Raw genomic sequence first — 23,585 nt, forward strand, 5'->3', positions numbered from 1 at the left:
TCGCATCAAGGAATCGATCCTTTTATTTGACTTATAAAGAAAGTAAAAATGTTATAGTCTATTTTAAGAATTTATTCTCAATATCATCCAGCATTAAGTTGGCAGCTTTTATACCACCTGCTGTATTCCAAATGACATCATCTACTTTATGTACCTCGCCTTTTTTGGCTACTTCAAGGTTTTTAAATAACGGGTCTTCAAGCCACTCTTTTTCAAGTGCGGAAGCTGCTCCATCACCTGTCTCATACGTAAAGTAGAAGAGGATATCTCCATCCATTAAAGGAACTTGCTCCTTTGTAGCTCCTTTAATAGCAAACTCATCTACATTTTGACTCTCAGGTCTGGCAAATCCAAGCTCATCTAATATAACGCCAGAGAAAGAATCTTTTTGATAAATACGCACATCTCCAGCCATAAAGCGTACCATGGACACTTTCATATTCAATTTGTCCCCGAGTTGTTCTTTTAAATCAGCAACACGAGCATTATATTCCGCTAGGACTTCTTTTCCTTTTTCCTCTTTATTAACGGCTTTCGCATAGAGTTCAAAGTTATGTTTCCAATCGCCTCGCAAATCTTCGGCAAAAATAGTTGGGGCAATCGCGCTTAGCTGTTCATAAATCGCTTCTTGGCGCATCTTATTTCCAATGATTAAGTCTGGTTGTAAAGCAGCAATAGCTTCAATATTGACTTGACTTTCTAAACCAACTACTTGAACATCCTTCATATCTTTAGCAATATGATCATACCAAGGGTCTCCTGTAAAGGATTGAACGGCTCCAACTGGTGTGACACCAAGGGCCAAAAGAGCCTCAGTACCCTCATTTGTTAAAATAACTACTTTTTCAGGAGTTTTCTCTAGTGCTGTTGAACCCATTGCATGTTCAACGGTATAGCCAGTATCTTCTGTTTTTGGTTTTTCCTCTTCTTTTACGGCATCAGTTTGAGCTTGGTTCCCACCGCTGCAAGCAGTAAGGGCGAAGAGCAACATTACCATAATAAAAGATAAAAAAGATCGCATAGATTTCATTTTGTTCCCCCTATATATAAATGTTAATGATAACCAATATCAGTTGCAAACCTATAATAAAACGCTTTCTAGTAAATTGTCAATAATTATTTGAAAATGATTATCATACTCATTGACATAGTAATAGTCTTTAAATAGACTTATAATATCTTGATTATTATTACAAAAAATAGAAAGGTTACTAGAGAGATGATTTTAAAGAATAATAGCCAAAAAATTACGGGACTTTTTATCGCAATATTTTTACTATTGCTGTTGATGTGTGCAAGTGTTGTATACGGTTATACAGATACAACCTGGAAAACGGCGTGGGCCGCTTTTCAAAATAATAATGGGTCAAATGAACATATTGTAATCGAAATGGTAAGGTTTCCAAGGGCCTTAATTGCGGCAGCGGTTGGGAGCAGTTTAGCCATAGCCGGTACACTTATGCAAACGTTGACAAAAAATCCACTTGCATCACCGGACATTTTTGGCGTAAATTCAGGTGCCGGTTTTGCTGTTGTCATAGGGGTTACATTTTTTTCAGTGGGAAACTTGCAAGCGATTGCGTGGGTTGCCTTTTTAGGTGCTGCTGTAGCGGCGGTGGGAGTTTATGCAATTGGATCATTTGGCAGGGAAGGGCTGACCCCTATTAAACTCACTTTAGCCGGAGCCGCTATTGCTGCATTGTTTTCTTCTTTTACTCAAGGGTTTCTTGTTATTGATGAGGCTGCGTTGGAGCAGGTATTGTTCTGGCTGGCAGGCTCTGTTCAAGGGAGAAAGCTTGAAATCTTAATCTCTGTACTTCCCTATTTAATCATTGGCTGGGCAGGAGCTATGTTCATTGCATCCAAAATGAATGTTTTATCAATGGGAGAGGACGTAGCAAAAGGGCTTGGACTTAACACTGGCTTATTAAAAATAGGAATTGCAATCGTTATTATTGTTTTAGCAGGCGGATCGGTTGCCATTGCCGGTCCGATTGGATTTATCGGAATAGTCATCCCGCATATGGCACGATGGCTCGTTGGGATTGATCACCGCTGGATTGTCCCATTCTCAGGATTACTTGGAGGAATCCTTTTGCTTACGGCAGATATCTTAGCTCGCTACATTATTATGCCGCAGGAAGTTCCTGTTGGGGTCGTAACAGCGATAATAGGAACTCCGTTCTTTATCTATATTGCAAGAAGGGGGTTTAACTCCAGTGAATCACTATAAAAGTATAAGATTTTTGAATGGGAAAGTATCTTTTCTTTTAGATATAAGGTCATTAAAAGTATTTATGACACTGGCCATTTTTACGGCGGCAGTTTTTATTATCAGCACGGGTATAGGAGACATGAAGATTAGCCCGCTTTCTGTTTTACAAGTGTTCTTTGGCGGCGGTACGGAGATGGAACAGCTGGTTGTTAGGTCTTTCCGTTTGCCGAGAATTATTATCGCGGTTATGGCAGGGATTTCCTTGGCGGTTGCAGGGGGTATCCTGCAGGGGATGATACGCAATCCATTAGCCTCACCGGATATTCTCGGGATAACGGGAGGGGCAGCTGTCGCCGCTGTTGGATTTTTAGCCTTTTTTAGTAATAGCAGTAATGTATTAACAGTGAGTATTAAGTGGATGCCTTTAGCTGCCTTTACGGGGGCGGCAATCATTGCTTTTCTTATTTATGGATTAGCCTGGAAGCGGGGGGTTTCTCCTTTTCGTCTTGTATTAATAGGGATTGGTATTTCTGCCTTGATGCAAGCATTTACGACGTTAATGATGATTTTAGGTCCTATTCATCTCGCCAGTCAGGCGAATATTTGGATAACAGGCACAGTGCACGGTTCCACCTGGACTAATGTGAACATGCTGGTTCCTTGGACATTCATTCTAGTTTTGGCAGCTCTTTTAATCTCGAGGAGATTGAATGTTCAAGAGCTTGGTGATGATATTGCCACTAGCGTTGGAGTAAAAGTACAATCGCAGAATTTTTGGCTATTAATGATTAGTACAGCGTTAATAGGGGGTTCTGTTGCATTTGCTGGAGGGATCGGTTTTGTCGGTTTAATGGCTCCACATATGGCAAGGAGACTGGTGGGTTCTTCTTTTGGAGCCTTACTGCCTGTTTCCGCCCTAATTGGCGGAATCCTTGTCATGATCGCTGATGTAATCGGAAGGACTTTATTTTCCCCGTTGGAGATCCCGGCTGGAGTATTCACTGCGGGAATCGGAGCCCCGTACTTCATTTATTTATTGTTTAAAACGCGAAATTCATAAGAATTGGCGAGTGTTATTGATAGACAAATTCTGTTGAACATGGTCCTAACAATTTATATTTAAAAAGATTTTTAAGATGCCTTTATTGAAAAAATGATTATATAAGGAGCGGAGTATTTATGGTGCAGGCAATTGAAACGAAAAATTTAACCCTTTCGTATGGAGATGTCATTATTATTGAAGAGTTAGATCTTCAAATTCCAAAAGGGGATATTACCGTTTTTATTGGAGGAAATGGCTGCGGAAAGTCTACACTTCTTCGCTCAATAGCACGCTTATTAAAGCCGAAAGCAGGAGTTGTTTTACTAGAAGGAGAATCGATTGCAAAAATGTCAACCAAAGATGTTGCTAAGCAAATGGCTATTCTTCCACAATCATCTGTAGCCCCTGAAGGTCTTACGGTCTTACAGCTTGTCAAACAAGGACGCTTTCCATATCAAACATGGATCAAACAATGGTCTAAGGAAGACGAAGAGAGGGTGAACGCTGCTTTAGCTGCCACAGGGATTGAGAATTTAAAGGATCGACCTGTTGATTCTTTATCTGGGGGACAGCGTCAAAGAGCTTGGATTGCAATGACTTTAGCACAGGATACAGATATCATCCTGCTTGATGAACCCACCACATACCTTGATATGACACATCAAATTGAAATACTGGATTTGTTATTTGATTTAAATGAAAATGAACAAAGAACGATTGTCATGGTTCTTCATGATTTAAATTTAGCATGTCGTTATGCTCATAATATTGTGGCAATCAAAGATCAAAAGATATTTGCCCAGGGAAAGCCGGAAAATATTATTAATCAAAATTTAGTTAAGAGTGTGTTTGGTATGGATTGTGAGGTTACTTTAGATCCACTGTTTGGAACTCCACTTTGTATTCCGCATGGAAGAGGACGCCGTATTTTGAAAGATGCGGTTATTTAGAATAAATCAAGTATAGTTCTTAATAGTTTAGTTTATCAGGTTAAATCAATAGTTTTTATGGACTGATTAAGTGGAGAAAATATATGGCAAATATAAATACGGCTAGAGAACATCAAGCGAAAGGAAATCTTGCCTTTCATTATTCAAACTATAACTTATTTCTAGCGGGAAGCTTTGTTACAAGAACTGGCGATTGGTTTGACCGTGTGGCTGTGAATTGGTTCGTTTTCACTCTAACAGATTCCCCCTTTTACATTGGACTTATAGAATTTTTCCGTTTGATTCCCATTTTAGTTTTTGGCTTAGTTGGAGGGATCGCCGCGGATCGTTGGGAAAGGCGGACAGTTTTAATTATCAGTCAAATTGGCATGATGGTTTCAACATTCATTTTAGCTTTTGTGATTGGGAGCGGTACTGATTCAATAATACCTCTTTCAATCATCATTTTAGTACGTGGTATATTTCTTTCATTTGAGATCCCTGCAAGAAATGCCATTGTCCCTGAATTAGTACCGAAACAAACGATTGCAAGTGCAGTATCATTTTATAGTGCAGCACTTAATGTATCGCGAATAATTGGTCCGGCAATTGCAGGCTTTTGCTTAAGTGTTTGGCCGACTTTTTTATTAATATTGATAAACGCGTTCGGTTTTCTTGCCGTAATTGGAACACTTTTCTTTATAAGGCCGTCTAGTAATCCAACAAATAATACACAAGGTCTTAATGTATCCAATGGTATAACACAAGCATTTCGTTATTTAAAGGTAAACAAGCTTGTCTTTGGGGTTGTGATTTTGGGAGTTGTACCGATGATTTTTGGCTTTCCGTATAGCACACTTATGCCTGTGTTTGCCAGAGATCTTTTACATGTTGGATCGGAAGGATTCGGACTGCTTCTCACCATTGCTGCTGTAGGGGCGGTTGTTTCTTCAGTTGTACTTGGGTGGGGGAAATATCCAATGAAAAAAGGTCTGTTCTTGTTTATTTCCATTTTGATTTTCGGGGCAGGCATCTTTCTCTTTTCTTTTTCTAAGTTCTTCATTCTTTCTCTTATTATTATGTTTTTTGTTGGTGCAGCCAGTCAGTGTTACCGGATTGTAGAAAGAGTTATTATTCAAGAGATTGTACCTGACTATCTTCGAGGGAGAATATTAAGTATTGTAACAATGGATGCTGGACTACTTCCCCTTGGCTCCTTATTAATTGGATATCTGGCAGGCTTAATGAGTCCAGTGTTTGCCTTGGCTTTTATGGGAATGGTCTGTATTCTTACTTCTGTGTTAGCTGTAATTTTAAACAGGGAAATTCTCAAGGTGCCATGATAGAAAAATCAATTTATACTAGTTCTTCCTTAATTTTTTTCGGGTTTACGATTCAGTCAGTTCTGCAGTCCATTCAAACGTATTACTATACAAATATGCGTTTCCTTATAGACCTTTAATAAGGAATTGAAATTATTCTGGATTTTCCATGGTAAAATGAGGAAGGCAATAGATACAGAAAGGACGCTTAATATGGACAAATATAAAATAATTTTATTTGATTTAGATGGAACACTATCAGACCCCAAAATAGGTATAACTAAATCTGTTCAATATGCGTTACAGAAAATGGGCATTGATGAACCTAATATCGATAAACTTGAATGTTTTATCGGTCCACCACTTCAAGTTTCATTTGCTGAATATTACGATTTTGATGAAGAAAGTACGCAAAAGGCCATTCATTTTTACAGAGACAGGTTCAAGGATAAGGGTATGTTTGAGAATGAGCTATATTCGGATATACCTTTACTGTTAAAATCATTAAAAGAACAACAATATATTTTAGTTGTTGCAACTTCAAAGCCTACTGTATTTTCTGAACAAATACTAAAGTATTTTAATATTGACCAGTATTTTGAACTTGTTGTTGGAAGTAATCTAGATGGAACACGAACATCAAAAACTGAAATTATTCAATACATACTCGATAAGTACAATAAGCATAGGCTAGATGATTTTATCATGATTGGTGACAGAAAACACGATATTATTGGTGCAAATAATATTGGTATTGACTCTATTGGAGTAACTTATGGATATGGATCATTTCAAGAATTGAGTGATTCTAACCCTACACATATTGTCAATAGTGTTAACGAGATAAAAGATATTTTATTATTCAGCTAAGCGTGCGATAGCTCAACAAGGGAAGTCATTATTTGTACTAACGGTTTAGCTTAATAAGGAACTTCAATAGAAATAATAAATTACACGGGAAAATAGTCAAAAAAGGCTTGTTATTACCTCTTAGACAGCTTAGGCATTGCTTATGTTTTGTTACCACTCCTAGGAAGGTTTTGCGAAGAAAAGTCAATTCTGATAATATGTAATTAACAAATTTGGGAATACAAGTTAGAGGTGCGGCAGTGAAAATAAAATCCAAACTATTTTCTATCAGTATTATATCATTACTTATGTTATCGGCTTGTACAGGGCAAGGTGCTCAATCGGAGAATGAACATGACTCAAGTCAGCAAGAATATGTACTTGGCGACATTCGGGAAGAAACTCAAAGTGCAGATAAACTTCCGAACTTTTTAAAAGAGAAGCCTGAAGAAATGCAATTGATTTATGCGGCTGCCGCAAACCATCAAGAACTGCTGGAGAGCATTCCGTGCTATTGCGGCTGTGCCGATTCAATAGGTCATAAAGATAATTATGATTGTTTCGTTAATGAGAATAAAGAGAATGGAGCGGTTGTTTGGGATGATCATGGAACAAAATGCGGCATTTGCCAAGATATCGCAGCACAATCCATTCAAGAATATGAAAATGGGAAAGATATAAAAGAAATCCGGTCCATCATCGATGAGCAATATAAAGAAGGATACCCAAAACCTACTCCAACTCCGGAAGTAAAGTAAAATGCGGTATGTTTCGAGATTGACGGAGTAAGAAAATAATATTAAAGGAGACAAGAGGTCAACTCTCGTCTCTTTTTTTATGAAAATTGAAGATCAAAGTGTTTCTTGATGGTCTGACAAGTGTTATGTAAGGCCTCTGCCAGTTTTTTCTCATTGCCGAAAAAACGCGCAGCGGGAAGCGGGATGGAAACTGCGCACACATTTTTCATCCGATCAACCACAGCTGCACCTATTGCACATACCCCGTGAATATGCTCTTCTCTGGAATAAGCAACTCCTTCCCTCCGCACCATTTCTAACTCTCTTATGAGTTCATCTCGTGTAGTAATGGTCTTTTCCGTGTATCGTTCCAGCTGTTCAGGAATTAATTTTACAATTTCATCTTTTGGTAATGTGGCAAGGATGGCTTTCCCGTTTGCGGTGCAATGTAAAGGAAACGCTGCTCCGGGCTGTGATGTTGCCTGCAAGGGGTGCGGCGCGATAATTTGATCGACAAATAATACTTTTCCGTTATCAATAATGGAAAGGTCGACAGTTTCATTGACTTGCTGCGAGAGTTGGATTAAAAACGGTCTCATTTCCTCCCGTAAATCATAATTGACTGAGGCCGCAAGCTTAATGACTTCAGGTCCAAGCCGAAACCCACCGTTAGCCGAAGCCCCTGTGACAAACTCCTCTTGTTCGAGTGAAGCAATGATTCTTTGTACAGTCGATCTTGGCAGATCCACTTCTTTGGCAATTTGTGCCAGACTTAGTCCCTTTGGCTGCTCTTTAAGTGCTCTCAAGATTGCAGCTGCGCGGGCGATTACTTGAATACTGGGCGTTCTACTTGAGTGATGATTATTATTTTCCAAAAAAATCCTCCTTCAACACATATCATCTATTTGAAAATCTTATTGACATAGGTTTGAAAAAACATTTATATTAAGGTTAACCGAATTATGATACAAGTGTACCACAATGTGGTTAAAAATAAAAGCCATATTGATTTATTTTCTATTCATTTTGTAAGAATCTCTTGAACTTTAAAATACACGAACTACAGAGAGAACATATCTATGAGATAGACTTACTAAGGGGGAAGAAGAATGGAACTTATTAAGGTAGGTGTGATTGGCATAGGGAACATGGGGAGTTCTCATGTTCTGACATTAGATCAAGGAAAAATCAGGGGAGCAAAGTTAACAGCGGTTTGCAGCCGGAATGAAGGCAGGATTGAATGGGTGAAAAACCATACAACGGGAGATGTGCAAATTTTTCAGGACGAAGAGATTTTTTTTAAAGAAGCAGACATAGATGCTGTTATTATTGCCACTCCGCATTATAGTCATCCTGCTTTAGCCAAAAAGGCTTTTGCCAAAGGGCTGCATGTCCTGATTGAAAAACCAGCAGGTGTTTTTACAAAAGATGTACTGGAAATGAATGAAGATGCAAAGATAAGCGGGAAAGTATTCAGTATTATGTATAATCAACGTGCCAATCCGCTTTATCAAAAAATACGAGACCTGATCCAAGCAGGTGAATTAGGGAATATTAAACGGACAAATTGGATTGTAACGGAGGCTTACCGGCCGCAAAGTTATTATGATTCAAGTAAATGGAGAGCGACTTGGAAAGGGGAAGGCGGAGGTGTTTTATTAAATCAGGCCCTGCACCAATTAGATTTATGGCAGTGGACGACGGGACTTATGCCAAAACAAGTTCGCGGCTTTAGCCATTTTGGCAAATATCATGATATAGAAGCAGAAGATGATGTAACAGCCTATGTGGAGTATGAAAATGGAGCGACTGGGGTATTTATTACGTCAACTGGTGAAGCGTCGGGAACGAATCGCTTTGAGATTGTTGGTGAATTGGGGAAAATCGTTGTGGAAAATGAAGAACTGACCTTTTACCGCTTAACACAATCAGAACGTGAATTTAATGCGACTTATACTGGCGGTTTTGGAGAACCGGAATTCAAGAAAATCGTTGTGCCTGTTACTAGTGAAAATGGGAATCATTCTATTATCATTCAAAATTGGATTGAGTCGATAATAACAGGTTCTTCCTTGCTTGCACCAGGTGAAGAGGGAGTCAAGGCATTAGAAATTTCAAATGCTGTTTACTTATCATCTTGGTTAAATGAACCAGTAGAATTACCAATCGATGCAGAGCTTTATCATGAAAAATTGCAAGAAAAAATTAACCAATCTACCTTCGAGAAAAAGAATGTAACGAATCGAACATTGGATGTTACGGGAACACATTAAGGAATTGCAACCATAGTTACAAAGTTTTCAATTGCCAATCATTACATTAAAGAAAATAGAAAAGGGGAAATTACAGCATGAAATTAAGCAAAGTTCGATGGGGCATTATAGGATGCGGCGATGTAACAGAAGTAAAAAGCGGGCCGGCCTTTCAAAAAGTTGAGAACTCAGAGTTAGTTGCGGTGATGCGCAGGACAGGGGAGCTGGCGAAAGACTATGCAGAACGGCATCATGTTCCAAAGTGGTACGACGATGCGGATGCACTAATTCAAGACCCGGATGTTGATGCTGTTTACATTGCAACACCTCCTGGAGCGCATAAAGAATATACGATTAAGGGGGCGAAGGCTGGAAAACCGATCTATGTAGAAAAGCCGATGGCGCTGAATTTCGCGGAATGCCAGGAAATGATTACGGCATGTGAGACAGCGGGGGTACCTTTGTATGCAGCATACTATCGCAGAGCGTTGCCGCGATTTTTAAAAATAAAAGAACTGCTAGAAAATAACGCGATTGGTGAGATTCGTTTTGTATCTACAATGCAATATCAGGCGGCTGCCGAAGATGTCATGGATCCCGAAAAATTAACGTGGCGGGTTCAGCCTGATGTAGCAGGGGGAGGGCTGTTTTTCGATTTAGCCAGCCATACGCTAGATGTATTGGATTTTTTACTTGGACCGATTCAATCTGTCCAAGGTTTTGCCTCCAACCAGGCCGGCTATTATCAAGCAGAAGATATCGTGACAGGTACGTATCTCTTTGAATCTGGCATCCACGGTATAGGTACTTGGTGTTTTTCAGCTTTTGAAGATGTGGATGTAAATGAGATCGTTGGCAGTAAAGGAAAAATAAGCTTTTCCACTTTTGGCAACGATCCAGTTGTACTAACTAACGCCAAAGGGAAAGAGGAATGGAACTTCGAGCCGCCGCAGCATGTCCATCAGCCTTTAGTGGAAACGGTTGTAGAAGAATTAACAGGGCAAGGAAAGTGTCCAAGCACCGGTGTATCGGGTGCGAGAACCAACTGGGTTTTGGGTGAAATGGTGAAGAATTATTATTTATAGGAACTAGAACCTCTTAAAGAAGGATGTAACTTTTTTAAGAGGTTTTTTATGTTCGTTAAAAAATAAAAAACTTTTAGGTTGACCTGTATACTAGTTCAATATTTTATTACCTCGAGATAATTTAATTCGAATTAATGATTGTATTTATTTGTATTTTTCCATATCCTTCGCTTTACAAAGATAAGGTAAATATTTTGATTCTAATATATAAATAATATTTGTATATCGGAGATTGCGTAAAAAGGGGTTATTTAATTGATTATGACTAAAATAAAAATAGCTGTTTCAGGTGATGTTTGTACAAATGTATTAACATGGAGGACGTTCAACAAAAACACGAAGGGATATAAATGGGAAAACTCCCCGTATGTTCACAGTATTACAAAAGAAGGAGGGGCATTACTTTTATCAAAACTTGTAAGTTTAGCATGTGAAGATACTGTGGTTTCACCGAAGTTAACTGATACAACATGTGAATTACCGAAAGAACTACTACAATCATCTTCCGAGCTGGACCTATTTTCCGTAACAGGTGAAGAAAATGATTATCATAAGGTATATAGGGTAAAAAAGTTTCTCGGATATTCAGGGCCGGTTTCAGGTAAACCTGAATTACTTCCTATTGTAAATGATGATGAAAATGCAGATATGGTGATTATACATGATGAGGGCAATGGATTTAATTCAGATGAAGAATTCTGGCCATTGGCTATGAAATCTTCAACGACTGCTCCAGTTATTATATATAAATTGAATAACCCAACTATTCCAAGTAAGCTATGGAACCAAATAGAGAAATACTATATGGAAAATACTATTGTCGTGATTGATGCGGATGATTTTCGGGCACAAGGGGTTAATATAAGTAAAAGTCTTTCATGGGAAAGAACGGCAATTGATTTTGTATGGCAGATCAACAATAATCCAAATATTGCTTTCCTGGCAGATTGTTACCATTTAATCATTCATTTTGGGGTTGAAGGAGCCATTTATTATCACAAAACAAACACGACTGCTCAATCTCAATTATTCTTCCTTCCTTATGCGTTTGAAGGTGATTCTATTAAGGAAAACCAAGGGAAAATGTATGGACTTTCATCTTGCTTTGTTGCCGGACTTACTGCGAATCTTGCATCAGGTATAAAAAATAAAGAAGAACTAAGCAGGTCCATTAAAGAAGGGATACGAAGCGGGATTGTAGCTACACAAAAATATTTTATCAATGGTTTTGGTGAAAATGTAGAGGCCCGTGATTTTCCAAGTGTTTCTATATTCATGGAAAAGGATAATGATTTTATTTATAAAGAAAATGTACAGGATGTAAATATACGTTCTACGACTCAGGATTGCCAGAGCTGCTGGTATATCATAAAAGACAAAACTTCTATTAATTTAGCGGAAATCTCTTACAATATCGTCAAGTATGGGGAGCAAAGTGCACTCAAATTTATTCCCATTGCCCAATTTGGAAAATTAAAGACGGTAGATAGAACGGAAATAGAGGCATACAGAAGTATTAAAAATCTTATCACTGAGTATGTTTCGACTAAAAGTGTAAGCAGACCTCTTTCTATCGCTGTTTTTGGTACTCCTGGGTCAGGGAAGTCATTCGGTGTGACAGAAGTAGCTTCAAGTATTGCACCTAATCTTATTGTAAAATTAGATTTTAATTTATCTCAATTTCAGGACTTAACAGATTTAACAAATGCATTGCATAAAGTAAGAGATGTTTCCTTAATGGGCAAAATACCACTTGTATTTTTTGATGAATTTGATTCATCTTTCCAGGGGAAACTTGGATGGTTAAAATATTTTCTAGCCCCAATGCAGGATGGGGTATTTAGAGTAGGGGATTCTATACATCCAATAGGGAAAGCTATTTTTGTATTTGCCGGTGGGACGAGCAGTACCTATAGGCAGTTTTGTGGTGAAGACATTGAGGATAAGAGCGAATATAAACAGTTTTTAAGTGAATTTAAAGATGCAAAAGGTCCGGATTTTATCAGTCGTTTAAGAGGATATGTAAATATTTTAGGACCCAATCAGACAGATATTAAGTGGGATCAATTATATATTGTTCGTAGGGCAATGTTGTTACGTTCTCTTATAGAAAGAAAAACACCATATTTAATAGATGCCAGTGGCGAAGCTCAAATAGATAATGGAGTATTAAGAGCATTACTTAAAGTACCAAGGTATAAGCACGAATCAAGGTCAATGGAAGCGATTCTTGAGATGAGCAGATTAACAAATGCAATGAAATGGGAACAAGCACTTTTACCTTCTAAGGAACAGCTAAGACTTCATGTAGATGAAGAACAATTTTATCGTTACTTAATGTATGATTCTTTTTTCAGCGAGAAAACAGACAGGATTGCTGCTGCTCTTTATAATAATCGTGCATTACTATGTGATAATAATCGTGAAACTAAACAATTTAACGAAATAAAATGGGAAAATATCAATGAGGAAGTTAAAACATATATCTATAATCAAATAAGACATATTCCAGGAGCTCTTAATAAAATCAATTATGAATTAATGTCTGTTGATGAACAACCAGAGAACATAAAATTTACAGACAAGGAAGTAGAGATTCTAGCGGAATTTGAACACGATAGGATTTCTCTTGAGAAAAAGGAAGCCGGATGGAAATATGGCGTAAATTATGATGAAGATAAAAAGACAGATCCAATGCTTATTTCATGGGCCAATTTAGATAGGTATTATAAGAATCATATTATAGATAGCATTATGGCATGGCCAGAATCACTTGCAAAATCCAATTTTAAAATAGAACAATTAAGAACTCTGTGTTACTGTGAAACTCAGATGAAGCTGCGCAATAATTAAATATTACGTAGTACTGGGGGAATATAAATGCGCTGGCCGCGGTCCAGTTTGATTGACCATATGATTTAGCGGTAAATGTACCGTTACTGCAGGTTCAATACTCTTTTCTGCTTTGGGTATTAGACTGGCAGATCATAGTATTCGCCAGTCAGGTTAACAGCTGGTCACTTACAAAATGAAAAGATGCAATGGCAACTGTGAATTTTATGAGCCTTTCTTCTCAGTATTTTAAGTGAGAAATCAGGCTTTTTTGTGCTTCTTCTTTTTTTATTTTAATAAGTCATTAACTGTAAGGATTCCCTTCCTCACCTAAAAGTGTTTATATTAAATTTATGGTATTTTCATTAATATTTGGGGTTTTGGAACTAAGGAAGTGTGGGATACATGAGCAGCATAGATGAACAGTTGGAAAAAGTTATTTCCAGAGATAGAATTTATACGAGCAAATTAATGGCGCATTTGGCTTGGGATTCGGTGTATAAACATTTATTAGTCATTACGTCATTCCTAGAAAAGAGATACATATTATTGAAGGAATATGATGAGATTGATTTTAAATGGATGAACAGGAATTTGTACATATACGAAGTCGTGAAAGACTTTGAAACATACGAGCATCATGAAAGAATAGCAAACTGTATCTATGAATCAGATTGGCTGGGTGAATATTCTTTTATTTTAAAAACAAATCGCTTTAATAGTGAAGATGCCCGCCGCTTGCTGGAGAAGAATTATAGTCGGTTCATTTATTTGCAAAATCAATCGATAGAAACGATCGCCTCGATCCCGATCGATTTTTGTATTGGAGTGAACAAAGAAATCAGTAAAGCGGGTTTCTGCTGGATTAAACAAGACAGTCCTTTTTATTTGGAGGAGGGGATTCTTTGTCCGCGAAAAAATTGTGCAACGGATGGATTCGGCGTGATATGGTGCGCAAAAGAAGAAGCAGAGTTCATTATGGAGCAAATTACTTTGATAACACAAAAGTTTAATAGAAATGGAAGTCATTTTAATCTCTATCAAACAACTGAAGACTTTCTTGATGATGTATTAAGTGTACTGACGATGATAGGTAACAAGACCATAAAACCAGCCGCAATGAAGGATTGGAGTATAAAAGTATTGTCAGGGTACAGTGTATCCTAAGAAGAGTTGGAGAAGTCAGAACGATTATGACATATTGGATTCTTTTCTCAATGTGTTTTATACAAATGATATACATTTTCACCAATCGGGCGCCATTCTTTAAGAATCGTGCCTTTTTTCTTTTCTTGATAAAGGGAGTTAAGTAAAAAGCTGATACTAAAAAACTTTTGCAATTTAATGAAAAAAAGCATAAAAGCATCAAAACATAAAAACAGTAAAGCATTAATTCGTTTCATTGCTATAAATTTTTAAAAAGTTTATAATCCCTTAAAAAAGGACAGCACAGGTTAAAGTTTTCACTATTTTTGGATACGGTGCAACTAAAAACAGAATATGATGATTAAGCTTTCTTCCATATGCGCTGTTTAATCCATTTTAAAAAGAATCTAGTTTTACGGGGAGGTTTATTGGTTGGAGGAAAATCATCAAAGAGAGAAACTGCAACGAGGTTTAGATAACAGGCATATCCAGTTAATTGCACTTGGAGGTGCAATTGGAGTTGGTCTGTTCTACGGCTCAAGTGCAACCATTCAAATGGCTGGTCCATCTATTTTGTTCTCCTATTTAGTCGGAGGCTTAGTTATTTTTACTATTATGAGGGCACTGGGGGAAATGGCTGTGGATGAACCGGTTTCAGGTTCATTTAGTTCATACGCAAATCGATATTTAGGACCGTTTGCAGGCTACTTAACCGGCTGGACCTATTGGTTTATGTGGGTTGTCGTTGGAATGGCAGAAATAACGGTGGTTGGTGTTTATGTGAATTACTGGTTTCCGGATATTCCTCAATGGCTCACTGCGTTGGTTATACTTGTCTTTATAACCATGATAAATCTTGCTAATGTAAAAGCATATGGAGAGTTTGAATTCTGGTTTGCACTGATTAAAGTTTTAGCCATTATCGGAATGATTCTCCTTGGATTAGGAATCATCCTTCTTGGAATCGGGAACGGAGGACAGCCAATCGGTTTTGACAATCTTTGGACTCATGGAGGATTCATGCCAAATGGAATCAACGGTATGATCATGTCCTTGGTTCTCGTGATGTTTTCATTTGGCGGGGTAGAATTAGTTGGAATTACGGCAGGGGAAGCAAAGAATCCTCAACAATCCATTCCGTTAGCCATCAACAATGTCATCTGGAGGATATTAATTTTTTATATTGGTGCATTAGGAGTCATGATGAGTTTATATCCTTGGAATGAGATAGGCACGAATGGCAGCCCGTTTGTGTTGATTTTTGATAAAGTGGGAATTCCGGGTGCTGCGCATATCATTAACTTCGTTGTCATAACAGCAGCGTTATCTGCTTTTAATAGCGGGTTATTTGCTTCAGGAAGAATGCTATACAATTTATCACTGCAAAATAACGGTCCGAAATATTTCGAAAAGCTTAGCAAGAATGGCAGTCCGGGACGCGGAATCCTGTTCTCCTCCTTGTTTTTATTAGTCGCAGTCGTTTTGAATTATACTGTTCCAGAAAAAGTGTTCCTATATATTTCTTCTGTTGCCACGGTTGCGGTTATTACCAGCTGGACAATTATCCTGATTACACAATTAAAGTTCAGACAATCAAAAACAAAAAAGGAAATAGAAAAGTTAGCCTTTAGAATGCCGTTATTTCCAATTTCAACCTATATAGCATTAACATTCTTAGCGTTTGTCGTTGTCTTAATGGGATTTATTGAGCACATGCGAATAGCTTTGGTTGTAGCACCTATATGGTTTTTGATTTTATATATAGGATATAAAATCAAAAATAAGAATTCTACAGGCGGTTCCCTTGAAAAGGAGATTATTGAATAGGCCCTTTTCTAGAATTTGAATCTAGATAACACTAGTTTGTGAATAGACACACTTACTGAAAAGAAAGAGCCCTTCCATATGGAGAGGCTCTTATTAAGATGCTATTCCTTCTTCTTATAAAATGCACAAAGAAGATAGGCAATTCCCCCAATAATAGAGACAATACCTCCCGTAGTGCCCCAGCTGCCCGGCTGATCAGGTACGGTTAAAGCGGCCGCTCCCAAGTAAAGATAAGCGATTCCAATAATAATGGTCAGCGGCTTCCAGCCGGGTTTACGGGTCGAAGCTAACAAGCTGGCAAAAACGAGAGTAATAGATAGATTTACACTGCCGGTCCATCTGCCGTTTGGGGAGAATTCATCACCGCCTTTAAGCTGCAGGACAGCGTGATCCCATGTGACAGGGAATAACACGACTAACGCAATGATCGTCATGAAGAGTAATAGGCGATGGAAATTTGCTTCTTTAAACATATTGCTCCATAAGCCTTTGCCGGGATAAAACACAGCCAAAAGGATGAGCGGGATAAAAAAGATCAAGAAGGTTGCCAGTGGAATCTCTCCGAGACTAAAAAGAAAGTAAACTAATGAAAAAATAACGAAGCCTAAACTATAAAACTGTAATAAAAGCGGTTTGTTCCACGGCCTCCAGAGGAGTGTGATTAAGCTGCCGGTGAACAATATTCCCACGGTAGCTCCATGCTGCGCTCCAAACCACCGGGAAGTATCTAATGGATAATTTGGGTCTCCTGGATTGCATCCCGGACAGCCAAAGGTAGCCCATGGCAGCAATCCTTCCGGCAAGGATTCGAGTAAAAACAACCCGCCAAGTGAAAAGATAGCAGCGAAAATCGTAAACACAACCATTTTCCAGCGTTTCTCAGGCTGACTGATTAACTTAGCCTCTTCCATGGAAAGCCCCCTCTTGATGAAAAATAAGAATGCATAAGATTATATGTTGGGACAAACTTGTAAAAGAACAGATGCGGTATTTCCATTCAAAATAATCAGTAAATAATGGATTGAATTTTCCAACATATTAATATACCATAAAATGTAATTCTTGAAAGAGGTGAGCATAGTTGAGCGCAGCTGAGCAGAGAACAAAGCTGGAGTTAGAAAGAATTATATTTATTGGCAGGACTTATGAGGAGTATTTAAGCATGTTTTCACTTTCATTCGATGAGTTGAAGGGAAAGAAAATTCTCGATTGTCCGGCAGGGGCATGTTCGTTTACAGCATGGGGGAATCAAGCAGGATTGGACATAACAGCATGTGATATTGCCTATGATCATCGGATTGAAGATCTTAAGGATAAAGGAAAGCAGGATATTGGACATACAATGGAAGTGATGGAATCAGCGAAGGGCAATTATATTTGGGATTTTTTTAGGGACATAGACGGCTTAAGAAAACACCGTTTAAGTGCCCTGGAGGATTGTACCGCTCATATGAGAAAACATCGCAGCCGCTACGTGCCGGTGGTCCTTCCTGTGCTGCCGTTTGAAAATGAAAAATTCGATCTTTTGCTATCTGCCCATTTTTTATTCATGTATGCAGATCGCTTAGATTACCAGTATCATATCGAAACATTGCGTGAATTGCTGCGGGTTACAAAGGATGAGATTCGTATTTTTCCTTTAATTGATTTGGAAGGAAAACGCTATGAGCATTTAGATAAAATAATAGATTATCTCACAGGCTTGGGCTGTATAGTGAAAGAGGAAACCGTTCCGTATGAATTTATGATTAATGGGAATTCGATGCTGAAGATTCGAAAAAATAATTATGAAGGTTAATTTTGCTTGCATAAAAAAGGCGGAAAGGGGACTATCTGCCTTTTTTATAAATAAACTTTTTTTCTCATCCGAATCCACTTAATTAAAGCTTATTAATAAATTCAATCGGAAAACTAGACTTTTTCGCTGCAATCGATATACTTATTTCTAAGACAGTTTAGTTGATTACTTTTTGCGGTATCCTATAGAAAAGTCAGCGGGAAGGAGATGAATTCAATGGAGGCTATTCTTTATGTATGTCATGGCAGCAGAAGCCGTGAAGGCTGTGAACAGGCTGTTTCTTTTATCAAAAAATGTATGGAAAATAACATGGCGGAAATACAGGAATACGGATTTCTTGAACTGGCATCTCCAACAATAGAGGAAGCCTTCGAACTCTGCATTTCTCGTGGAGCATCCCATATTAAGGTGATTCCTCTTCTATTGCTGACAGCGGGGCATGCCAAAAAGGATATACCGGAATTACTCTCAAAAATAAATGAAAAATATCCGGATGTTACATTTCAATATGGACGCCCGATCGGTGTAGATACGAAAATGATAGACATTATATCCGAACGTCTATATGAGAAAAATAAGCAAATATCAGATAGTGCTTGTATTTTGCTCGTTGGCAGAGGAAGCAGTGATCCTGATGTAAAAAGGGATCTAAGCCAAATTGCTGAAATGCTGCAGCAAAGGATGGGTTCTGTTACAGTCAAGGATTGTTATTTACATGGAGCTGGACTAAAGTTTACGGCAGCATTAAATGATGCAGCACAATCGGATTTCGATGAAATATATATCGTTCCTTATCTGCTGTTTACTGGGAGATTAATGGTCTCCATGAAAAAAACAATTGATGTGATGTCCAAAACATCAGCGAAGAAAATGATTTTATGCAGCTGTCTTGGCTATCATCCAAACATTGAGCATATTCTGAAAGAACGGGTGTTGGAACTATAGCGATATAGAAGAAAAGATAAAAATGTTGAAAACAAAGGTTATAAATATTAGGAAAACCTATCGTTGATATAATCCCGCTTTAAAAAAATAGATATCATATACAGTCGTTAAGTAGTCCGTTTTCAGGGACTGTTTAACGATTATTTTTATGGAAAAATAAATTGTTTTACTAGAAAAATAAATATATAATAATTATAGATTATCGGTAATCTATAATCCACCATCTTTAATCTAAATTATTTTATTAAAATGAGGCGATTTAATATGGGCAGAGTTGACGGAAAAGTAGCAGTTATCACTGGCGGTGCAGCGGGACTTGGAAAAGCAACTGCCGAACGCCTATTAAAAGAGGGCGCAAAGGTTGTTATTGTTGATTTATTTGAAGAATCACTTGAGAAAGCAAAAAAGGAATTAAGTTCTTTTGGAGAAGTATTATCTGTACAAGCAGATGTTTCTAAAGAAGAAGATACAGAGAAATATGTGAAAGCAGCCGTTGATACTTTTGGTAGAATTGATATTTTCTTTAATAATGCTGGAATTGTAGGTAAGATTTCAAAAGCAGTTGATTTAATGGCAGAAGATTTTGATAAGGTAATAGCTGTAAATGTTCGCGGCGTATATTTAGGTATGAAACACGTGCTTAAAGTAATGGAAAAACAAGGAAGCGGAAGTGTAATAAATACATCTTCTATTGACGGACTTGGAGGAGGCCCGCTAAGACTGGCTTATTGTGCTTCTAAGCATGCCGTAGTTGGTATGACGAAGACTGCAGCTCTTGAGGTAGCTGACAAGGGTATCCGTGTGAATTCAATTCATCCAAGCTATGCGAAGACAGATATGATGAATACGGTTGAAATTGGCGTAAATGCCGAAAATCCAGAAGAGGTACGCAAACAATTAGCGGCAACTATTCCTCTTGGCCGCTATGGTGAACCAGAAGATATTGCAAATCTAGTATTATTCTTAGGTTCAGATGAAAGCGCTTTTATTACGGGCACACAACAGCGCATTGACGGCGGAATGGGTGCTAGATAATTCACAATTGCAATAAGAAAATAATAACATTATCGATATATAGTGGGTAAACAAGCCGTAATTTTTAGTAATTTGACCACAACACCTCTATCCTGATGGGTTCATATATAAACTCATCAGGATTTTTTATTTGACAAATATATTTGAGCAGTTTGATGATATAGTATATATTGAGTAAAAATATTAATTTTTTAGGTGGTTCGTATGTCAAACAGTATTCTGGAAGGGTTCAATGAATCTTTACCTGAGAAAGTTGCAAAATACATATTAGAGGAAATATTTGTAGGGAATTTGAAACAAGGAGATCGGCTAATTGAATCTAGTATAGCGGCTAGATTTAATGTGAGTCATGCCCCTGTCAGGGAAGCGTTGTATATTTTAGAGAAAAAAAATGCCGTCGAACGTTTTCCAAGAAAAGGTGTACGTATTAGAGTAATTGATGATAAAGAAATAAGAGATCTCATTGAAGCACTCGTGGGAATTATTCAATTATCGAGTAATTTAATTGAAAAAAATTGGAGTCAGGAGAAGTATTCACAATTGCAAGAGATCTATTTGGCCGCACAAATGGAACTTGAAAATGAAAATATTCAAGATTATATCCTTACGGTTGCACAATTCTTAATTGTATTTGTTGGTTACGCGAATAATTCCGTTTACCAGCGTTTTACTTCAGAAATCTTGTTTATCACGACTGTCTTTTGCAAAACAAAGTGGACTCAAACGTTGATTGAGAAATTTCATGCGCAACTAACATCCAGCTTAGAAGCTATAAAGGAAAACAATTTCGAAAAAGCTGGAGAAAGATTATCAAGAACAATATGGATTTCAGTAGATTAATGGCTATTTAAAATATAAACAACATTTTGAAAAAATACGCTTAATCTAAAATGAAAAATTCCCCTTTATTTTAGAGAAAGAGGTTGACAGCAAATAATATTTGTTATATTATTATCTCGAATTAAAGATAATATAATTTGAGATAAGATAAAGCAGTGGAGGTGACAGGAGATGGAGAAGATATGTAAAATTGAACCTTTTAAAGCAATCATGCAAACATCGAAAAATATTCAGGATCAAATCAGATTGGAAATCAGTAAAAATAACTTAAACCTTACCGAATTTTCCGTGTTGGAGACTCTTTACCTTAAAGGAAAACAGAACATTCACCAAGTAGGAAAAAGCATCTTAATCTCCAGTGGTTCCATGACCTATGTGATCGACAAATTGGAGAAAAAGGAATTGCTGCAAAGAACGGAATGTCCTGATGACCGTCGTGCCCTGTATATTACATTGACGGAAAAGGGCGAAGAATTTATGGCTCAGATGATGCCAGAATTCCAGGACTTCATCGCACAGATGTTTGAGCATTTAAGTCATGAAGAGGGACTGACATTGATTCAGCTTTTAAAAAAGGTTAAAACCTAATTTTTTTTGTCTATATATCTCGAATTAAAAATAATTTAAATCAAGTTAAATTCAAGGAGGAAATTTAGAATGTTAGATATTGGTTTATTCATTATTCGTTTAATCATTGGAGTATTATTTATCGGTCACGGAGCACAAAAGTTATTCGGATGGTTTGGCGGCTACGGTTTAAAAGGAACAGCAGGCTGGCTGGAATCCATGAATATGAAACCGGGCGTGTTAATGGCGATAATGGCCGGGCTGTCTGAATTCATTGGCGGTATTCTCTTTGTTCTAGGTTTCTTAACTCCGCTGGCTGGACTGCTGATTGCTGCGACAATGTTGATGGCTATTATTAAAGTTCATGGTGCAAACGGCTTATGGTCAACAGCCAATGGATATGAGTATAATCTTACTATCATTGCGTGTGCCATCGGGATTGCCTTAGCAGGACCTGGACAAATTGCTTTAGATGCAATCATATTCTAGAGTATAAAATTGAATATTGTAGTATAATAGAAAAAAGCAGATATCTGGGGAGCTTAACGCGTTAGGCTGAGAGGAAGATACGAACGAAATTCGACCCATTAACCTGATACGGATAATCCCGGCGTAGGTAGCATATAGCCATCTATCTATTGAATGTATTGAGGACATATCCGAGCGGGTATGTCCTTTTTAAAATCCTGAAATCATAGCATAGAAAGGGGTAAAATAAATGAGTGTAAAACAACGTGCTGCAAAGCTGTTAACGGAAGTAAGAGAGCAGGTGCCATTAGTACATAATATCACCAACTATGTGACGGTAAATGATGTAGCCAATGCGGTACTTTCGATCGGTGCATCACCGATTATGGCAGATGATGTAGAGGAAGCGGCGGATATTACTTCTATTTCACAAGCGTTGGTCATCAATATCGGAACGCTGAATAAACGAACAATAGACTCTATGATCTCCGCAGGGAAAAAAGCAAATGAATTTGGGCTGCCGGTTGTTTTGGATCCGGTTGGTGCAGGGGCCTCCAATTTGAGAAATGAAACAACAAAGGCTATTATTGAACAAGTGAAAATTTCGATTTTAAGAGGAAATTTATCGGAGGTTTCTTTTGTTGCCGGTTTGGATGTTGCCACCAAAGGGGTGGATTCTGCAGAAGCAGATGAAGAAAATGACGCAGTAGAAGTGGCTAAGACTGTGGCCAAAAGGCTTAATTGCGTGACAGCCATTACCGGTGCTGTTGATATTATTTCAGATGGGACATCCGTGGTGAAAATAGCCAATGGGCATAAAATGCTTTCTAAGGTGACTGGTACAGGATGCATGACCTCCGCATTGGTAGGTGCTTTTGCCGGAGTATCCAAGGATTATTTAACCGCTGCAGCAGCGGGTGTAGCCTCGATGGGGATTGCCGGGGAAATGGCCTATGAAAAGGCTGGAAATATCGGAACGGGAAGCTTTCACATTGCCATTATTGATGCATTGAGTAATCTGGACGGAAAAACGCTGGAGGAGATGGCGAAGTTTGAAGAAGAATAATGTAGACTATACCCTTTATTTGTGTACGGATCGAAGCCTGATGAGTACCGATGCGCTTGAGGAAGCGGTAGAGAGAGCCATTAAAGGCGGATGCACGCTGATTCAGCTGCGGGAAAAGGACTGTTCATCACTTGAATTTTACCAAACCGCCTTGAAGGTAAAAGAGATTACGGATAAATACAAGGTGCCGCTAATCATCAATGATCGGGTCGACATTGCGCTGGCCGTTGATGCAGCCGGTGTGCATATTGGACAAAGCGACCTGCCGGCTTCAGTTGTCCGGGAGATGATCGGACCTGATAAGATTTTAGGTGTATCAGCTGCCAATCTTAAGGAAGCACAAGCAGCCGAAAAAGATGGGGCTGATTATCTCGGCGTCGGCGCGATGTATGCAACGGCAACGAAAAAAGATACGAGACCTGTGACTTTCGAGGAATTAAAAGAAATTCGCTCCCAAGTGGATATTCCAATCGTCGTCATTGGCGGTATTAATAAAAATACTGTCCTGAATTTTAAAGGCTTTGGAATTGATGGACTGGCCGTTGTCTCGGCTGTTATTGCCCAGGATGATATTGAACAGGCCGCTAAAGAACTGGTGCAAATGTTTCAAGAGCTTTAACTAATTTTCAA

The 23,585-nt window shown here is 38.1% G+C and carries 22 protein-coding genes and 1 riboswitch; of the genes, 19 read left to right on the forward strand and 3 right to left on the reverse strand.

Annotation, left to right across the window (positions count from 1 at the left end):
- Positions 1-58: 58 nt before the first annotated feature.
- On the reverse strand, positions 59-1,030 hold the full coding sequence (locus HNR53_RS14385; RefSeq protein ID WP_184527163.1) for an ABC transporter substrate-binding protein: 972 nt from the start codon (positions 1,028-1,030) through the stop codon (positions 59-61).
- 189 nt (positions 1,031-1,219) lie between these two features.
- Between HNR53_RS14385 and HNR53_RS14390 the strand changes: the two genes are divergently transcribed.
- The 6 genes from HNR53_RS14390 to HNR53_RS14415 all read left to right on the forward strand — a co-directional run bounded on the left by HNR53_RS14390 (position 1,220) and on the right by HNR53_RS14415 (position 7,115).
- On the forward strand, positions 1,220-2,233 hold the full coding sequence (locus HNR53_RS14390) for a FecCD family ABC transporter permease (RefSeq protein ID WP_184527165.1): 1,014 nt from the start codon (positions 1,220-1,222) through the stop codon (positions 2,231-2,233).
- Positions 2,220-3,275 carry a FecCD family ABC transporter permease gene (locus HNR53_RS14395; RefSeq protein WP_343065337.1) on the forward strand — a complete coding sequence of 352 codons (1,056 nt, stop codon included), beginning with the start codon at positions 2,220-2,222 and terminating at the stop codon, positions 3,273-3,275. The genes HNR53_RS14390 and HNR53_RS14395 overlap by 14 nt, the downstream gene beginning before the upstream one ends.
- A 119-nt stretch (positions 3,276-3,394) precedes the next feature.
- Complete coding sequence (locus tag HNR53_RS14400; protein WP_184527167.1) at positions 3,395-4,207, forward strand: ABC transporter ATP-binding protein; 813 nt, start codon at positions 3,395-3,397, stop codon at positions 4,205-4,207.
- Positions 4,208-4,290: 83 nt separating this feature from the next.
- Complete coding sequence (locus HNR53_RS14405) at positions 4,291-5,529, forward strand: MFS transporter (protein WP_184527169.1); 1,239 nt, start codon at positions 4,291-4,293, stop codon at positions 5,527-5,529.
- A gap of 192 nt (positions 5,530-5,721) precedes the next feature.
- Complete coding sequence (locus HNR53_RS14410; protein ID WP_184527171.1) at positions 5,722-6,378, forward strand: HAD family hydrolase; 657 nt, start codon at positions 5,722-5,724, stop codon at positions 6,376-6,378.
- A gap of 239 nt (positions 6,379-6,617) precedes the next feature.
- Positions 6,618-7,115 carry a PCYCGC motif-containing (lipo)protein gene (locus HNR53_RS14415; protein WP_484463085.1) on the forward strand — a complete coding sequence of 166 codons (498 nt, stop codon included), beginning with the start codon at positions 6,618-6,620 and terminating at the stop codon, positions 7,113-7,115.
- Between the two features lie 77 nt (positions 7,116-7,192).
- On the opposite strand, the gene HNR53_RS14420 is transcribed toward HNR53_RS14415, so the two are convergent.
- Positions 7,193-7,969, reverse strand: coding sequence for an IclR family transcriptional regulator (locus tag HNR53_RS14420; protein WP_184527173.1), 777 nt, complete (start codon positions 7,967-7,969; stop codon positions 7,193-7,195).
- 234 nt (positions 7,970-8,203) lie between these two features.
- Between HNR53_RS14420 and HNR53_RS14425 the strand changes: the two genes are divergently transcribed.
- From HNR53_RS14425 to HNR53_RS14445, 5 genes are all read left to right on the forward strand, one after another.
- Positions 8,204-9,367, forward strand: coding sequence for a Gfo/Idh/MocA family protein (locus tag HNR53_RS14425; RefSeq protein ID WP_184527175.1), 1,164 nt, complete (start codon positions 8,204-8,206; stop codon positions 9,365-9,367).
- 77 nt (positions 9,368-9,444) lie between these two features.
- Complete coding sequence (locus tag HNR53_RS14430) at positions 9,445-10,431, forward strand: Gfo/Idh/MocA family protein (protein WP_184527177.1); 987 nt, start codon at positions 9,445-9,447, stop codon at positions 10,429-10,431.
- Between the two features lie 261 nt (positions 10,432-10,692).
- Positions 10,693-13,284 carry a RyR domain-containing protein gene (locus HNR53_RS14435; protein ID WP_184527272.1) on the forward strand — a complete coding sequence of 864 codons (2,592 nt, stop codon included), beginning with the start codon at positions 10,693-10,695 and terminating at the stop codon, positions 13,282-13,284.
- Positions 13,285-13,668: 384 nt separating this feature from the next.
- Positions 13,669-14,430 (forward strand): hypothetical protein, encoded by a 762-nt coding sequence (locus HNR53_RS14440; RefSeq protein ID WP_184527179.1) that lies wholly within the window; start codon positions 13,669-13,671, stop codon positions 14,428-14,430.
- Positions 14,431-14,841: 411 nt separating this feature from the next.
- Positions 14,842-16,236: an amino acid permease gene (locus tag HNR53_RS14445; protein ID WP_184527181.1), complete on the forward strand. Its 1,395-nt coding sequence runs from the start codon at positions 14,842-14,844 to the stop codon at positions 16,234-16,236.
- 101 nt (positions 16,237-16,337) lie between these two features.
- On the opposite strand, the gene HNR53_RS14450 is transcribed toward HNR53_RS14445, so the two are convergent.
- A complete protein-coding gene (locus tag HNR53_RS14450) occupies positions 16,338-17,147 on the reverse strand; it encodes a hypothetical protein (RefSeq protein ID WP_184527183.1) in 810 nt (269 codons plus the stop codon).
- 170 nt (positions 17,148-17,317) lie between these two features.
- Between HNR53_RS14450 and HNR53_RS14455 the strand changes: the two genes are divergently transcribed.
- The 8 genes from HNR53_RS14455 to thiE all read left to right on the forward strand — a co-directional run bounded on the left by HNR53_RS14455 (position 17,318) and on the right by thiE (position 23,574).
- Positions 17,318-18,034 (forward strand): class I SAM-dependent methyltransferase, encoded by a 717-nt coding sequence (locus HNR53_RS14455; protein ID WP_184527185.1) that lies wholly within the window; start codon positions 17,318-17,320, stop codon positions 18,032-18,034.
- Between the two features lie 216 nt (positions 18,035-18,250).
- Positions 18,251-18,979 (forward strand): sirohydrochlorin chelatase, encoded by a 729-nt coding sequence (locus tag HNR53_RS14460; protein WP_184527187.1) that lies wholly within the window; start codon positions 18,251-18,253, stop codon positions 18,977-18,979.
- A gap of 264 nt (positions 18,980-19,243) precedes the next feature.
- Complete coding sequence (locus HNR53_RS14465) at positions 19,244-20,014, forward strand: SDR family NAD(P)-dependent oxidoreductase (protein WP_184527189.1); 771 nt, start codon at positions 19,244-19,246, stop codon at positions 20,012-20,014.
- 204 nt (positions 20,015-20,218) lie between these two features.
- On the forward strand, positions 20,219-20,854 hold the full coding sequence (locus HNR53_RS14470; RefSeq protein ID WP_184527191.1) for a GntR family transcriptional regulator: 636 nt from the start codon (positions 20,219-20,221) through the stop codon (positions 20,852-20,854).
- A gap of 171 nt (positions 20,855-21,025) precedes the next feature.
- On the forward strand, positions 21,026-21,442 hold the full coding sequence (locus tag HNR53_RS14475) for a MarR family winged helix-turn-helix transcriptional regulator (protein ID WP_184527193.1): 417 nt from the start codon (positions 21,026-21,028) through the stop codon (positions 21,440-21,442).
- 69 nt (positions 21,443-21,511) lie between these two features.
- Positions 21,512-21,910, forward strand: a complete 399-nt coding sequence (locus tag HNR53_RS14480) for a DoxX family protein (protein WP_184527195.1) — start codon at positions 21,512-21,514, stop codon at positions 21,908-21,910.
- A gap of 35 nt (positions 21,911-21,945) precedes the next feature.
- Positions 21,946-22,058: riboswitch (TPP riboswitch) on the forward strand.
- Positions 22,059-22,139: 81 nt separating this feature from the next.
- Complete coding sequence (gene thiM, locus HNR53_RS14485; RefSeq protein ID WP_184527197.1) at positions 22,140-22,955, forward strand: hydroxyethylthiazole kinase; 816 nt, start codon at positions 22,140-22,142, stop codon at positions 22,953-22,955.
- Positions 22,942-23,574, forward strand: coding sequence for a thiamine phosphate synthase (thiE, locus tag HNR53_RS14490; protein WP_221452341.1), 633 nt, complete (start codon positions 22,942-22,944; stop codon positions 23,572-23,574). Before thiM ends, thiE begins: the two co-directional genes overlap by 14 nt.
- Positions 23,575-23,585 lie beyond the last annotated feature (11 nt).

Source organism: Bacillus benzoevorans (assembly GCF_014207535.1).
Taxonomy (GTDB): Bacteria; Bacillota; Bacilli; order Bacillales; family Cytobacillaceae; genus Bacillus_BD; species Bacillus_BD benzoevorans.